General features: G+C 43.1%; 13 protein-coding genes. 5 read left to right on the forward strand and 8 right to left on the reverse strand.

The features are described from left to right. Positions 1 to 309 precede the first annotated feature (309 nt). Both rapA and FN961_RS02825 read left to right on the forward strand, forming a co-directional pair. A complete protein-coding gene (rapA, locus tag FN961_RS02820; protein ID WP_143563021.1) occupies positions 310 to 3,216 on the forward strand; it encodes an RNA polymerase-associated protein RapA in 2,907 nt (968 codons plus the stop codon). A 131-nt stretch (positions 3,217 to 3,347) separates the two neighbouring features. Continuing rightward, positions 3,348 to 4,241, forward strand: coding sequence for a DUF3530 family protein (locus FN961_RS02825; RefSeq protein ID WP_143563022.1), 894 nt, complete (start codon positions 3,348 to 3,350; stop codon positions 4,239 to 4,241). A 401-nt stretch (positions 4,242 to 4,642) separates the two neighbouring features. Here FN961_RS02825 and FN961_RS02830 read toward each other — a convergent pair whose 3' ends face one another. Both FN961_RS02830 and FN961_RS02835 read right to left on the reverse strand, forming a co-directional pair. Further along, a complete protein-coding gene (locus FN961_RS02830) occupies positions 4,643 to 5,137 on the reverse strand; it encodes a YqhA family protein (protein ID WP_143563023.1) in 495 nt (164 codons plus the stop codon). A gap of 122 nt (positions 5,138 to 5,259) precedes the next feature. Further along, complete coding sequence (locus FN961_RS02835; RefSeq protein ID WP_143563024.1) at positions 5,260 to 6,084, reverse strand: crotonase/enoyl-CoA hydratase family protein; 825 nt, start codon at positions 6,082 to 6,084, stop codon at positions 5,260 to 5,262. Between the two features lie 387 nt (positions 6,085 to 6,471). Between FN961_RS02835 and FN961_RS02840 the strand changes: the two genes are divergently transcribed. Together FN961_RS02840 and FN961_RS02845 are read left to right on the forward strand one after the other, a co-directional pair. Beyond that, positions 6,472 to 7,467, forward strand: a complete 996-nt coding sequence (locus tag FN961_RS02840; protein ID WP_143563025.1) for a response regulator — start codon at positions 6,472 to 6,474, stop codon at positions 7,465 to 7,467. 14 nt (positions 7,468 to 7,481) lie between these two features. Then, the gene (locus FN961_RS02845) at positions 7,482 to 8,450 is read left to right on the forward strand and encodes a GGDEF domain-containing protein (RefSeq protein WP_143563026.1); all 969 of its coding nucleotides are present in this window, start codon (positions 7,482 to 7,484) and stop codon (positions 8,448 to 8,450) included. Positions 8,451 to 8,541: 91 nt separating this feature from the next. Here the strand turns inward: FN961_RS02845 and rraB are convergent, their stop codons facing one another. From rraB to FN961_RS02875, 6 genes are all read right to left on the reverse strand, one after another. Then, a complete protein-coding gene (gene rraB, locus FN961_RS02850; RefSeq protein WP_143563027.1) occupies positions 8,542 to 9,006 on the reverse strand; it encodes a ribonuclease E inhibitor RraB in 465 nt (154 codons plus the stop codon). A gap of 129 nt (positions 9,007 to 9,135) precedes the next feature. Next, on the reverse strand, positions 9,136 to 9,858 hold the full coding sequence (locus FN961_RS02855; RefSeq protein WP_143563028.1) for a 1-acylglycerol-3-phosphate O-acyltransferase: 723 nt from the start codon (positions 9,856 to 9,858) through the stop codon (positions 9,136 to 9,138). Between the two features lie 157 nt (positions 9,859 to 10,015). Next, complete coding sequence (locus FN961_RS02860; RefSeq protein WP_143563142.1) at positions 10,016 to 10,810, reverse strand: metal ABC transporter permease; 795 nt, start codon at positions 10,808 to 10,810, stop codon at positions 10,016 to 10,018. 72 nt (positions 10,811 to 10,882) lie between these two features. Further along, on the reverse strand, positions 10,883 to 11,797 hold the full coding sequence (locus tag FN961_RS02865) for a metal ABC transporter solute-binding protein, Zn/Mn family (RefSeq protein ID WP_185972698.1): 915 nt from the start codon (positions 11,795 to 11,797) through the stop codon (positions 10,883 to 10,885). Then, on the reverse strand, positions 11,781 to 13,007 hold the full coding sequence (locus tag FN961_RS02870; RefSeq protein WP_143563029.1) for a hypothetical protein: 1,227 nt from the start codon (positions 13,005 to 13,007) through the stop codon (positions 11,781 to 11,783). The genes FN961_RS02865 and FN961_RS02870 overlap by 17 nt, the downstream gene beginning before the upstream one ends. Before the next feature lie 249 nt (positions 13,008 to 13,256). After that, the gene (locus tag FN961_RS02875; protein WP_143563030.1) at positions 13,257 to 13,547 is read right to left on the reverse strand and encodes an ABC-type zinc uptake system zinc chaperone; all 291 of its coding nucleotides are present in this window, start codon (positions 13,545 to 13,547) and stop codon (positions 13,257 to 13,259) included. A 253-nt stretch (positions 13,548 to 13,800) separates the two neighbouring features. Between FN961_RS02875 and FN961_RS26140 the strand changes: the two genes are divergently transcribed. Further along, on the forward strand, positions 13,801 to 13,926 hold the full coding sequence (locus FN961_RS26140; protein WP_268241147.1) for a hypothetical protein: 126 nt from the start codon (positions 13,801 to 13,803) through the stop codon (positions 13,924 to 13,926). Positions 13,927 to 14,091 lie beyond the last annotated feature (165 nt).

Genomic DNA, 14,091 nt, shown 5'->3' on the forward strand with positions numbered 1-14,091 from the left:
CTAAACAATTAATTTTTATAAAAAATAATTGTTACTAAAAAACTTTTCCTGAAAATCTATACTCACACTATTAAGTATAGCTTCAATAACTTACTTGTGAGTTCCTACTTTTAAACTTTACGAATTTATATGACGATTCGATGACAAACAGATGACAAATTGATTCCTAATATCACGTCTGTATAATTAACCATCAACTATTGAGGCGCTGGCGAGACAAACGGCCAAGATTAGCGTTCGACATAAATACGCTTAATGTTATAACATACGCGCCCTTCGTGATTTACCCTGTAGATGAGAATATAAGTAATGCCCTTTTCCTTAGGTCAACGCTGGATAAGTGACACCGAATCTGAACTTGGTTTAGGTACTGTCGTCGCTGTGGAAGGCCGCATGGTCACTGTGATGTTTTCAGCAACTGATGAGAACCGTATGTTCTCACGTGCCGATGCGCCGTTAACACGTGTTATTTTTAATCCGGGCGATAAAGCTGAAAGCCATGAAGGCTGGAGTTTGACCGTTAGTGAAGTTGAAGAGAAAGATAATCTTATTATCTACCATGGTATTCATTGTGAAACCGGTGAGCAGGTCAGCTTACGAGAGACACTGCTGAACCACAATATTCGTTTCAATAAGCCCCAAGACCGATTGTTTGCTGGGCAGATCGATCGCCTGGAGCGTTTCGGTGTTCGCTACCAATGTCAGCAACTCAGGCATAAACTTGCCACCTCAGATCTGCTTGGTCTACAAGGTCCAAGAGTCGGCCTAATTCCCCATCAACAGTGGATTGCCCATGAAGTGGGTCGTCGATTTGCTCCGCGAGTATTACTCGCCGATGAAGTTGGACTAGGTAAAACCATTGAGGCAGGCCTTATTATTCATCAGCAACTGCTGACTGGCCGCGCCGAACGTATTCTCGTGATTGTGCCAGATACGCTGCGTCATCAGTGGTTGGTTGAAATGCTGCGTCGCTTTAACCTTAAATTCTCAGTTTTCGATGAAGACAGATGCGTTGAGGCTTATGCCGATAACGACAATCCGTTTTATACCGAACAACTGGTCATCTGTTCATTGGAATTACTGCGTAAGAAGCGACGTTTAGATCAAGCGTTAGATGCCGATTGGGATCTGATGATTGTCGATGAAGCTCATCATCTTGAATGGACTGAAGATGCGCCCAGCCGCGCTTACCGCATTATCGAAGCCTTAAGCGAAGTCGTACCTGGCGTATTGTTATTGACCGCGACACCAGATCAATTAGGCCACCAGAGCCACTTTGCTCGCTTACGCTTGCTCGATCCTGATCGTTTCTATGATTACGAGGCTTTCTTAAAAGAGGAAGCTAACTATGCCGATGTCGCCACCACTGCAGATGCACTTGCTGGTAATGAACCTCTACCACAAGAGCTGATTGATAGCCTGAAAACACTTTTATCTGAAAAAGATATCAGTGCTAGCCTTGCGCTGATTCAGGCCACTGACGGCGATGTAGATGCTCAGCAAGCCACGCGTGATGGTCTGCTACAAGATCTACTCGACAGACACGGCACAGGACGCGTTCTATATCGTAACAGCCGCGCCTCAGTCAAAGGCTTCCCGACACGTATATTTAACGCTTATCCGCAGAAAATGCCGGCACAGTATGTCACTGCTGCACGCGTGGGTGCCATGATGAATGGCCATTTAGATACGGCAGGAAAAGTTAAACAAGCACTGAGTCCAGAGAAGATTTACCAAGACTTCGAAAGCTCAAGCGCCAGCTGGTGGAAATTTGACCCTCGCGTTGATTGGCTTATCGATTTCTTAAAAACTCATCGCAGAGAAAAAGTGCTTATCATTGCTAGCCAAGCTGAAACAGCGCTTAGTCTAGAAGAAGCACTGCGTACACGTGAAGGTATACAGGCCACTGTTTTCCACGAAGGAATGTCGATTATCGAACGCGATAAAGCCGGCGCATACTTCGCACAGGAAACTGGTGGTGCTCAAGCCCTCATCTGTTCTGAAATTGGTTCTGAAGGTCGTAACTTCCAGTTTGCAAGTCACTTGATCTTGTTCGATCTGCCTTTGAATCCAGATCTGCTCGAACAACGCATAGGTCGTTTGGATCGTATTGGACAGAATAACGATGTCTCGATCCATGTGCCTTACCTAGAAAGTACCGCACAAGAATGTTTAATGCAGTGGTACCACAAAGGGCTTAACGCATTCGAACAAACTTGCCCAAGTGGCCATATTCTGTTTAACGAGTTCTCAGAATCACTTCTTAATGTGCTAATAAGCCAAGATAAAGAAGTGCTAGAGCAAGTGTTAAATGACACTCAGACTCGATATGCAGAGCTGAAGTCCGTCATGGAACAAGGTCGCGATAAGTTACTTGAAATTAACTCTCACGGCGGCGAGCGCGCCAACAAGCTAGTGAAAGAGCTGGCCAAGCGTGACGAAGATACCAACCTCATCGGTTCAGTGATCCGTCTATGGGACATTATCGGCGTTGATCAAGAAGACTGTGGAGAGAACGCTATCGTGCTACGCCCGAGTGAACATATGATGTTCCCGACGTATCCAGGTCTGCCTGAAGACGGCATTACCGTGACTTTCGACAGAGAGATGGCACTTTCTCGTGATGATATTGCTCTGATCACTCAAGAGCACCCTATCGTGCAAACAGGTCTGGATCTGATAACATCGTCAGAAACTGGCACCACGAGCGTCGCGGTGTTGAAAAACAAGTCTCTGCCTGCGGGAACTATCTTTCTCGAATTGATATACATGGCTGATGCGTCTGCACCTAAATCAAGCCAGCTTTATCGTTATCTGCCACCGACTCCAGTGCGTGTGTTATTGGATAAAAATGGCAATAACTTAGCTGAAAATGTCAGTTATGACAGTTTCAATAAGCAACTTAGTGCGGTGAATCGTCATATTGCCAGTAAGCTTGTAAATGCGTCACAGAGCATTTTGCATCCACTATTTGCTAAAGGTGAAGAGTTCGCCGCTACAGAGCTTAAACTGCTAGCAGACAGCGCTCGTATTAAGATGACTTCTCAACTGACAGGTGAACTGGAACGTTTAGAAGCACTCAAAGCCGTTAACCCGAATATCCGTGATGAGGAGATTGAGCATTTGCACCAGCAGATGACCGAACTTAACACCTATTTGGACGGGGCTATATTGCAGCTCGACGCCATACGCCTAATCTTGGTTAGTCACGCCTAACTAATTATTTAGCATAAGCACTTTCTCTAGGCCCCTTAACTATTTATAGTTAAGGGGCCTTTTTATTATCGGCTCATGGTTCTGTTATACTTGAGCAGCACGCAAATTGATTCACACTAAGAGACGCTTCGATGAAAGTAAGCCAAACACTTCACTTCTTCTCCCTGTCCTCTTTATTAATAGGCTTCATGCTTCTCAGTACATTTAGCATAAACAGCTGGGCCGCCGAACAAGTCACTAGCCATCCCAAGTATAACTACCTTGAAAGTGAAGAGGTCATCCTCATTGAAGTCGGCAAACAAAAATCAGAAGTCTTAGTACGTAGTTGGGTCGGTAAGAAGGAACTCGGTGCGGCAATTCTGTTCTCCAACCCCGGCATGAACGCCGATTCCGCAGGACTACAAGCATTTTTAAGACGAGAACTGCCCCATACAGGTTGGGCAACGATCGCCATCACACCACCAAAGAAGGTATCAAGGCTGAACTTTTCCACTTCACCGGAGAATATTTCGAAAGCGGGTGAGGGAAAATTCAATCCAAACAATGCCGAACGCACACCGCAATACTCAAAAGCACAATGGGAAAAAATCCGAGAAAAGCAGGAAACCTTCATTACCAACACAATGAATAAACTTGATGAGATAGGCACTCCCTACCCAGGGAAAAGGATACTGATTGCCACCAATCAAGGGGCTGGATTCGTCATCTCAATGCTAAGTAAAAACATGTTAGCCAAACCCGATATTTTAGTGCTTATCAATCCCTTTATGGGCACGACACATGAGAATCTGGGTCTTCCTAAACTACTAGCAACATTAGATATTCCTGTGCTCGATATCCAGTCTGCAGACGGCCATGTCGCCTCTCAGAAGACCACAACAGATCGACGCCTGCTTTCCCCTCAAAATGAACCCTATCGCTACAGACAGCAATTGATGTTGTTAAACCTCGATCATGCAGAGGCTTGGCAAACCTGCTTAGATTTAATCGAAGGCTTTGCCCACCGCGTTAATAATCCGTATTAAGAGAGGTGGGCTGAAAACGAAAACACGCTCAAAGTAATACCAACTACATTAAATGTGTTATCAATTCAGAGGCACTCAAACTTTTCAATTCAAGGCGCATTGATGAAAGAATGGTTATCCCCCTTGTAAGTCAATGGAAAGCAAAAGTGGAATGTTTGAGAGCCTCCCGCAGGGCGGGTTTCAAAGCCCTGGATGCAGTGTTGAATGATTTAGATATACGACTGCATGGATGCAGAAGGTAGGGCGAAGCAGGATGCCAGAGCCGAGAATAACTATTAGCTTCAATCATCCGCTAGCCACATGGATGTGGCGAATGTCTGTATTGCAGGAGCAAATACAGACCTTGCCTTCAGCGCTTTGAATTCCCGCGGAATGAACAGATACTTAATGTAATTGGTATACTACTTATCTTTGGTTAACATCAAAGAGAGTGCCACCAACACGATAATAATTCCCATATAGAGTAGTTCTAACATGCTCTGTGGTTTCATCTCGATAAAATAGGAGAATAGCTTGATGATAAGCATCATCAAGATAACCTTGCCAAGTTTGCTCTTAAGTGAATCAATACTGCTTATGACTAATATTTTCCCACCTGCTTTGCTCTTCTCTGCAGCCTCTAAATTATTGATAAAAAGCTCATAAAGTCCAAAAGCAAAAATCAACAATACTGCGCCGAGTAAGAAGGTATCTAAGATCTCAACCACCACCATAATGAGATCATTACGTACGTCATGCCCACCGGTAAAGATATACACCCAGATAAGATCTAGCATATGGATGACATCTTTCAACCCCATCACAAAGATGACAAATGCCGCCACGATACAGGCTAATACGCCTAACATGACCGACAGGCGGCTACTCCACAACATACGCTCAAATAAGTTTCGCATTGGTAAATCCAAACCATGACAAGGAAATGAATCCCGATCTTAAAGGCTAATATTCCTTTGACTACAATGAGATAAATACAATGTGATCTTACTCACTATTTATAATGACAAATTAAGATAGGTCACCAGCCAGACTGACGATCTCGATACTTTGTCTTTACCTCAACTCCTTTTACATCCTCACTATTCCGCTTAGCCGCAATGAGCCTATTTTTCCCCATAAGTAATCTAATCTGACTGATAGATTCACGAGATAATAGGCGCCTGACACTGGCAGTCCAGCTCTTGTTAATACTCATCTTAATCGCCGCGTTCGCATCGGGAGAAGTATTACTGATCTCGTCAGCAAGCGCTTTGGCTCGGGCCATAGGCGTGGTGGATATCTCAGTGACCAAACCTTTTTCGAGTGATTCCTCTGCCGATAGCACCTTAGCCGTCATGGTCAATAACATCGCCTGATCTTTACCTACCAGCTCTCTGAGTGATACAAATCCGGCCATATCAGGTACTAAGCCCCATTTAGCCTCCATAATTGATAACTTCGCGTCAGGGGATACAATACGAATATCGGCACCAAGCGCGATCTGCATTCCTCCGCCGAAACAGCAACCTTCAATAACCGCGATCACAGGAATAGGCAAGTTTCGCCAACCACAGGAGACTCTTTGAGCTAAATTAGCGTTACCCGGTAACCATTTAAAAAGTAAGCTGACAGCCTGCAAAGGTGAATTCAATACGCTTTTTACATCCAGACCCGAACTGAAATTGCCAGCCGAACCCGATAAGATAACGATCTTGATAGTACGATCTTTTTTTAGGTCGGAGATCACGCTATCTAATTCTTTAAACATTTGAAAATTGAGTGCATTATATTTTTCAGGACGTGTTAACGTTACGTACGCAATCCCCATTTTTCGCTCTAACTGAACGAACTCACCTACCGCCATGCCCTTCTCCTTTCAAACTGGTCAGCCCAGTGTCCAGATTAACATATTTGGCATATTTACCTAATAGAGATAACATACAAAGAAAGTTTGACTATCGTCAAAAAAATGACATTATAATTAAGCCTTTCTGGTCATACTGATAGACAATAGTGTAATAGATAATGCTTACCCCTATCGATTGTCTTAGGCAGCAAATATTTTACACAATATTTTTGTTCAACAAAACTGAATGAAAGTGATTAATTAGAAGCAATTTATGAGATTCAGCTTAGACTGAACTTTAAAAACAAAAACAGATACTGCAATATTTTTCAACGATTGAACGGGCGAGTTCACTAATAAGTGTTATCTTTGAATATATGGGCAGATTAGGACGTTAAAAGAAAAATGCCAATCCCAGTACTCATATGTGATGATTCAGCACTAGCCAGAAAGCAGATGGCCAGAACGCTCCCTAAAGGTTGGGAAGTGGATATTACCTTTGCCAAAAACGGCGCAGAAGGTATTGAAGCGATTAAAGCCGGTAAAGGTGAGATTGTTTTTCTCGATCTAAATATGCCTGTAATGGATGGTTACGAGGTGTTAGAGATCATCCAAAGAGAGGACCTCCCCGCACTCGTTATCGTCGTCTCCGGCGATATTCAAATCAAGGCACACGAAAGAGTCAAAGCACTAGGTGCCTTAGACTTTATTCAAAAGCCGGTAAGTGCCGACTCCATCAGTAACATACTTCAAGAGTACGGGATCTTAACTGTCGCCCTCGACGAAGGCGTAGCCGATAGCCCAATGATCAAGGTTGATCTACGGGATGCCTGTCAGGAGATAGCCAATGTCGCCATGGGGCGAGCTGCGGATCTACTCGCTAAACTCCTTGATGTGTTCGTGCTCTTACCTATTCCGAATGTCAACGTCCTCGAAGTCAGTGAATTAACCATGACGCTAAAGGCCACGGAGGAGCACAGTAAAGTGTCTGCTCTGTGTCAGGGATTTATTGGCGCAGGTATCGCAGGCGAAGCCCTACTCCTGTTCCATGACTCCTCTTTTAAAGATATGGCTAAACTGATGGGCCTTGCGAATCCTGAAGATATCAATACCGAGATGGAAGTGATGATCGATACCGGTAATGTATTGATCGGCGCCTTCCTAAACGGGATCTCTGAGCAACTGCACATGAAATTCAGCCAGAGTCACCCTGTCGTACTGGGTCGTCACTGTACCGTTAACGACCTCATTCATGACAATTCAGAGAAATGGTCTCGCACCTTAGCGATGGAGATAAACTACCGGATTGAGGATCATGATATTCAGTGTGATCTTCTTTTACTGTTTACTGAAGACTCACTACCGACGCTTAATTTTAAGCTCGGTTACCTGTTAGATTAAGTTGGATTCAGTCTATGTCATATGACCAAAGCGCAATGAACGAACTCCACTGGCTGATCGATATGGTTCAGACCATTGAGGTTGGTTTGGTTGTCCTTGATAAGAACTTTGATATCCAGCTTTGGAATGGTTTTATGGAAAACCACAGCGGCGTTTCACCAAATTCCATCAAGGGAAAAAACCTATTTGATCAATTTGAAGGTCTTCCAGCAAATTGGTTAAAACAGAAAATGGAATCGGTTTTTTTACTTAAGAATCGCGCTTTTATTAGCTGGGAACAACGTCCCTATATCTTTCAGTTTAAAAACTACCGTCCAATCACAGGTAGAGCAGACTTCATGTACCAAAATGTCACCTTGCTCCCTCTATCTTCACTCACAGGCCAGATCACTCATATCAGTATGATCATTTACGATGTCACTGATGTTGCAATCAATAAGCTGCAAGTAAAAGGCGTGAATGAGCGTCTAGAGCACCTAAGTCAGACTGATGGTCTCACTCAGCTTAATAATCGCCGCTATTGGCAGCAATGCATGCAGAAAGAGTTTGATAGACATGCACGTTATGGTGACGAAACCAGTCTGGTTATGTTTGATATCGATGACTTTAAGAAGGTCAATGATAATTACGGCCACACCATAGGCGATAAAGTCATTCAGCATATCTCACACCTTCTAACCCAGTCTTTGCGTGAAACTGATTGTGCTGGCCGTTATGGTGGCGAAGAGTTTTCAGTGGTATTAGCAAAGACATCGGCAAACGATGCATTACTATTTGCAGAGCGACTAAGAAAGAAGATTGAAGAGACTGCGCTGGTCTATGAGAACCAATCCATTAATGTGACGGTTAGTATCGGGATATGTGACATACAAGCTGAACTGGAAAACAGTGGTCAATGGCTTAACTTTGCCGATGAGGCACTGTATTCCGCCAAGGAGTCAGGACGAAACAAGTGCGTTATCTACAAGCCGAAAACAGCTTAAGTAAATAGCAATATGCAGCACGCACCCAATAAAAATGCCCATCAAGATGGGCATTTTTATTGATAAAAGAAACCGCTTATATCAATTGATATTAATGCAGTGGATTTTTCTTCTTCTCTTGTGCTTCGAAGTCGTCATCTTCATAATCATCGTCTTCAAACTCACCATCTTCGAAATCCTCTTCACGGATCTCTTCACCGTTTTCATCAATGAAATACGTGCCCCAACCGTCATAATCCACTTTATGTTTAGCAGCAAGCAGTAAGAGTGACTCACATGCTTTATCCAGCAAGTCCACATCCAACAAGTGATGAGCAATGGCGTCGAAACACAAGATCACAGATCCATCTTCAAGCTCAACCTCTTCGGCATCACTGACTTCAAAACCCGCTTTGAATGCATCAACGGCCGCTTTTTCTAAACGGTCAAAGTTGTCCGATGCAAAATGATGTTCAATTGTGTACTCAGCACTAGTGTTAGAACCATCATCTAAGATAGCCGTAACAATCTCCTGATTTTCTTGTTTCTGCGCTTTAAGTAAACGATCAATTGACATAGGTAACTCCAAATAAAAAATCTGCAAAGATTATACACGATAAACAAGTGTAAATTTAAGGATAGCGAGACAAAAAAGCCCCCTGAAGCGGGGGCCTAATTTAATCTAATAAGATCAAAGGATGATAGATTACTTTGCCATTAAGGCTGAAGCTTCTTGATCCAACTGAGTTAAACGATTCGACATCATAGCGTGGATACGTTTAGACAACTCCTTTACCTGAGACTTAGCCAAACCTTTAGTTTCGATTGGATCCATCATCTCGATAATAACCACACCATTATTCCAACGATTAAGTTTTATATGGCTTTGATTTGATGCCAACACAGGTACCATAGCCACTCCCGCATCTATTGCAGTATGAAATGCACCAGATTTAAAAGGCAATAAGCCCTTGCCACGAGAGCGCGTACCTTCCGGAAATATCCAGATAGATAAGCACTTATCTTTAATCTTTTTGGCGGTTTGCGCCATGGTTTCAAACGCTCTATTGCGGTTTTTTCTGTCAATTAGAATATTACCGGACAACCAGTAAATCTGACCAAAAAAAGGCACCCAAGCTAAACTCTTCTTTCCAAGACTGACCGTCCCTTTCGGTACTGCCGCAGTATGGGTAAACATATCGAAATTATTCTGATGATTTGCCAAAAAGACACAAGGCTCAGTCGTCGCTACGCTAGGTTTACGTACTATGACCTTGATACCTAATACTGGCGCAGCATAGGAGAAAATTTTAGCGAACATGTGTACATTGTCACGATGTCTCGGTCTTAATAAACAAACAAGACCACCAAAAACAAATGCTAGCAGTAACATAACTGCTAAAACTAACGTTCTTAAGATTAAAAGCACAACTTACTCCCTTGGTACCAATGGCGACAGTATAGCCAGCAAGCTGAAACGACTCAATCAAATATTTTATACCAATCTATACTTCGTCATACACTTGTAGCCTGAACACGTATACTCATCAAACAAGGGAGTTTAACCGCTCAACATTAATCCTATTTTAATTCTGGGTTAATTTATTTTTCTCTGCATCAACCACCGCTAACTTACCAAGCATTAACCTAAAGACTATCGCACTCACTGCCAACGTGGCCACGATAGCCGCGCCGCTGGGGAGATCGAAACGAGCCGAAAGAATAAGCCCAAAGATATAGCCAACCAAACCAACTAAATAAGCAGTGGGCAATCTGTATTTTACCTTGAATTTGTTAACTGCTAACGCTGGTAATATCAAGGTACTGAACACGAGATACACCCCCACTAACTCAACAGAGAGCGTGATCACTAGTGCAAACATGATATAGAAACCTCTGCCATCAAGCAGTGCAGGCTTAACGTAAATCAAACTCAAAATACCAACAGAAACAACAGCAGGTAATATCAATTGCGACCAGTTGACCCAAAGGATCTGGCCTGACATCAGCTGCTTCAACATCTCTGCACCGTGGGGATCATTTGAGAGCATCAACATCGCAGCTACTGCGGCTAGAACATAAAAGCACCCGATAATGGCTTCTAACTCATCTGCCATTCGTTTCGACAACCAAGCAATAAAACCAGCTCCAGCAAGTGCAAACAGTGCAGGCATCCACACATTAGAAAATGGTAAATGCTCAATGTCATGATTAAGGTGAGCCACTATGGCCCCTAAAGCAGCCACTTGTGCAATGGCTAAATCAATAAAGATAATGCCCCGTTTCAATACCTGTTGACCAAGTACGACATGGGTAGACAAGACTAAAATACCTGCGACAAAGGCAGGAAGTAAAATGGAGAGTAAATCAGTATCAAACATCATTAATACTCTTTAGTAGTATAGAAATAGGTATCGCCCCGAAGAGGGGCAATACCTTAACAAATCCACTATTTAGCGGGGTTGATACTGAAGCAACAGATCAATAGCGCTGTCATACAGCGTAAACAGATCTTGGCTCTGATCATTACCACCAACAGACATAGGTAAGATCTGCACAGGTAAGTTCGCACGCTCACCTAACCACTCAGCCCCTCGCTCACTTTGATAAGACGCCACAATGATAGCCATTATGTCACCAGCTTCAGCACGCTTAAGCAAACTCGCCAGATGGCTACTACTAGGTGGCAAACCAGGTTTAGGTTCCAGATCACCAACCTGCTCTATTCCAATCCAGTCAAACAGATAGCGGAAACTAGAGTGATACGCTATCACCTTCTTTCCCTTTAGCGGCGCAGCTTTAGTTTCCCATTTTGAGGTAGCTTGAGCCCACTTATCACTGAATTTGCTTAAGGCAGCTTTATATTGTTCCTGTGAAGCTGGATCGAGGGAAATTAGCTTAGCGGTCAAAGCCTCAGCCACCTTTAACATCCTCTGTGGAGAAAAATGCAGGTGTGGATTCCCCTTAGCATGTACATCACCCATGCTACGATCGACAGACTCAAGCTTATCCAAGGTATTCACATGTTCAGCAGCAAAGAACAGCCCTTGATCTGTTGAACGCACCTTGGCATTAGACGACTTCATCTGCAACATAGGCAGCCAACCAACTTCAAGATCTGCACCAGCACAAATAGCGAGATCAGCTTGGCGCATCTTAGCGATTAAGCTAGGTCTTGCCTGAACTTGATGAGGATCTTGCATCGCGGTCGTCGCCGAATATATCTTAGCATCAGGCGCTAACTCTTTCGCTAATGCTGCGTATTCAGGCTCACACGCAAAAATATTAAGTTTGGCATTAGCCAAGCTCGAATAGCTTACGCTTAACGTAAGCATCACTACTTTAGCGAGATTAGAATTGATGCGCACCGTGAGCCCCCAGAGTCATAACATATTGAAGAGTAATAACGTTATCATCTTCGATACCGAAGTAGTTCGTCCCTTGTTGATTGGTGTACTGTAGGCGTACCGTAGAAAAATGACTGTGATGCCATGCTAGACTCACTTCCGCTTCCTTTAATTTTTCAGGATGGAAATGATCCCCATGAAGCTCCTGAACATCTGTTTGACCATATCGAACACCGGCAGACCAATTGGGACTAAACTGATACACACTGCTTAGATACCAACCCTGCATATCATCAACGCTGCCAGCTGAGTGCTCTTCATGATGCTCCTCTTCTATCGGTGCAAAATCAGTGACTTTAAAGTACTCGCCACTGATTGTCAGGTGCTGGTATTTGTAATTACCATCTGGTGCCCACTTATAAACAAAATCAGCAATATAGGTATTTTCACCGGTAAACGTAGCACTATGATTATGCCCTTCGTGACCTGCTTCGGCCTCTGCATGCTCCTCATGTTCACCTTCAACCATGCGGCCGTTTTCATTACGCATGTAACTCAAGCCTGCCTGCCATGAACCATGACCAATATCACCACCAATCTTAGTGTACGCGGTATAGATACCGATATCTTTATAGTCGCGTTCTGCATGTACTTCATCATGCTCATCATGTCCGCCATGCTCTTCATGTGCACCACCAGCAGCTGCACGCATACTGTCACCTTTAAAGCTCTCAACCCCCATGGTCCAATAAAGATCCGTCGGCGCCACATAGTTAAGTCGAACACCATCATCGAAGTAGTGACTTCCTAAAAATGCTCGGTACACAGCTGGACGATCAGAAAATGCATCTGTATGCACATGCTGATTATTCAGGTACCCCACATCCGATAAGAAACGTCCAGCTCGAATGGAGAATCCACCAGGCATAGCAAGAGTTTGAATAAATGCTTCTTCAATCCCTAGCTCAGTTTCACCTTCATGCATTTCAACAACGGCGGTTAATTTACCGTAAAACATATCGTCAATATTCGCACTCAATGCTAATTCTGTATGGCCCAAGCCAAAACCTTCTACACGCTCCGCCATCGGACGTTCGGTATTCTGATAATAACCATCAAGGACGGCACTGATAGCCGGATTTGTCAGAGTTGGATTTTCAGCAAAAGCAGAAGTAGAAATTAGCGCACAGGCAGCAGCCACGTGTGATACGCGGAAATTAGTCATTCTCATTATTTTTCTCCAAAATACAGCCGTTCACAGTTATTTATTCAACTGTTAACAAAATCAAAAACTTAAATAGGTAAATACTAAATTTAGGTCATTAAATTGATATCAATCCGTACAGTGGTTTTGAATATTTAGATCTATAACTTCAACGATTTAAATCAAAAATAGCAGTAATTCAGATAGAATTACCCTCTGTTTAATTTAGTCATAGTTAAATAGATCATAGACAGACAAGAACACTCAAAATTGATATTAAGCTGATACGGGAGGAGCACGACTGCGGAAGAAACTGGTGTGTTCAGAGGTTTGCTCATCGATGACAAAAAGACTAACTTCATAGGTCTGAAGATTAACAGTCAGGTCAAAATGGTGAGTAGGCAGTAACTTGTTTAGCTGATGTTTATGGAAGCAGAGCGTACAGTGATTTTGAGCTCCACCATCATCGATGTGCTCTACACTATGGGCAGAAGCGGCAAACGACAGGCAGATCAATAGGGCTGAAAGCCATATTGCTATACCTCGTCTAACGCTATTTTTCACCATAAAAAGACACCATCAACACCAAAAGTACACAAAATCGTGCTCAATTTGATACAAACCGTAGACTAAGTCAAGTTACGCTTATAATTTACATCATCAAGCTTTACAACTTGACCTAATAAAATCCGATCAGAGTCACTTTATAACAGTAATGAATTAATGCTGACTTAAGGCGATATCGCTAAGATTATGGCATTCAAACTCTCGGCTAATACCGATGGGATCCGAATCAGCTAGCTTAAATGGAGTAATTAACATGTTAGAATTTTTGCGCGAAAACGGTAAAATGCTCTTTTGGGTTACCCTATTCTTTATCGCTATTGGCGGTGGGATCTACTACGTGGATGTCGCACTTGAAGCACAAGTTCAGGTTATCGAGTAATCTAGCTAGGATATTGGTCATCACTGTATTTAACAATGCCTAGATGTAAAAACGCAGTCACCGCCTTAATGCTTAAAATAGGCGCTATTACCTAAATAAAGAGAGTCTTACCAAGGCAGACCATTAAGATTGATCTGTTTAGGCGAGAATCGAACCTCCTTACTA

Source organism: Shewanella hanedai (assembly GCF_007197645.1).
Lineage (GTDB): Bacteria > Pseudomonadota > Gammaproteobacteria > Enterobacterales > Shewanellaceae > Shewanella > Shewanella hanedai.

Excerpts from the sequence above, each read along its gene's own strand:
- FN961_RS02835 (WP_143563024.1), bottom strand. The coding sequence starts at position 6,084 with ATGGCGGTAGGTGAGTTCGTTCAGTTAGAGCGAAAAATGGGGATTGCG.
- FN961_RS02830 (WP_143563023.1), bottom strand. The coding sequence starts at position 5,137 with ATGCGAAACTTATTTGAGCGTATGTTGTGGAGTAGCCGCCTGTCGGTC.
- rapA (WP_143563021.1), top strand. The coding sequence starts at position 310 with ATGCCCTTTTCCTTAGGTCAACGCTGGATAAGTGACACCGAATCTGAA.
- FN961_RS02840 (WP_143563025.1), top strand. The coding sequence starts at position 6,472 with ATGCCAATCCCAGTACTCATATGTGATGATTCAGCACTAGCCAGAAAG.
- FN961_RS02845 (WP_143563026.1), top strand. The coding sequence starts at position 7,482 with ATGTCATATGACCAAAGCGCAATGAACGAACTCCACTGGCTGATCGAT.
- FN961_RS02825 (WP_143563022.1), top strand. The coding sequence starts at position 3,348 with ATGAAAGTAAGCCAAACACTTCACTTCTTCTCCCTGTCCTCTTTATTA.
- FN961_RS02860 (WP_143563142.1), bottom strand. The coding sequence starts at position 10,810 with ATGTTTGATACTGATTTACTCTCCATTTTACTTCCTGCCTTTGTCGCA.
- FN961_RS02875 (WP_143563030.1), bottom strand. The coding sequence starts at position 13,547 with ATGGTGAAAAATAGCGTTAGACGAGGTATAGCAATATGGCTTTCAGCC.
- rraB (WP_143563027.1), bottom strand. The coding sequence starts at position 9,006 with ATGTCAATTGATCGTTTACTTAAAGCGCAGAAACAAGAAAATCAGGAG.
- FN961_RS26140 (WP_268241147.1), top strand. The coding sequence starts at position 13,801 with ATGTTAGAATTTTTGCGCGAAAACGGTAAAATGCTCTTTTGGGTTACC.
- FN961_RS02870 (WP_143563029.1), bottom strand. The coding sequence starts at position 13,007 with ATGAGAATGACTAATTTCCGCGTATCACACGTGGCTGCTGCCTGTGCG.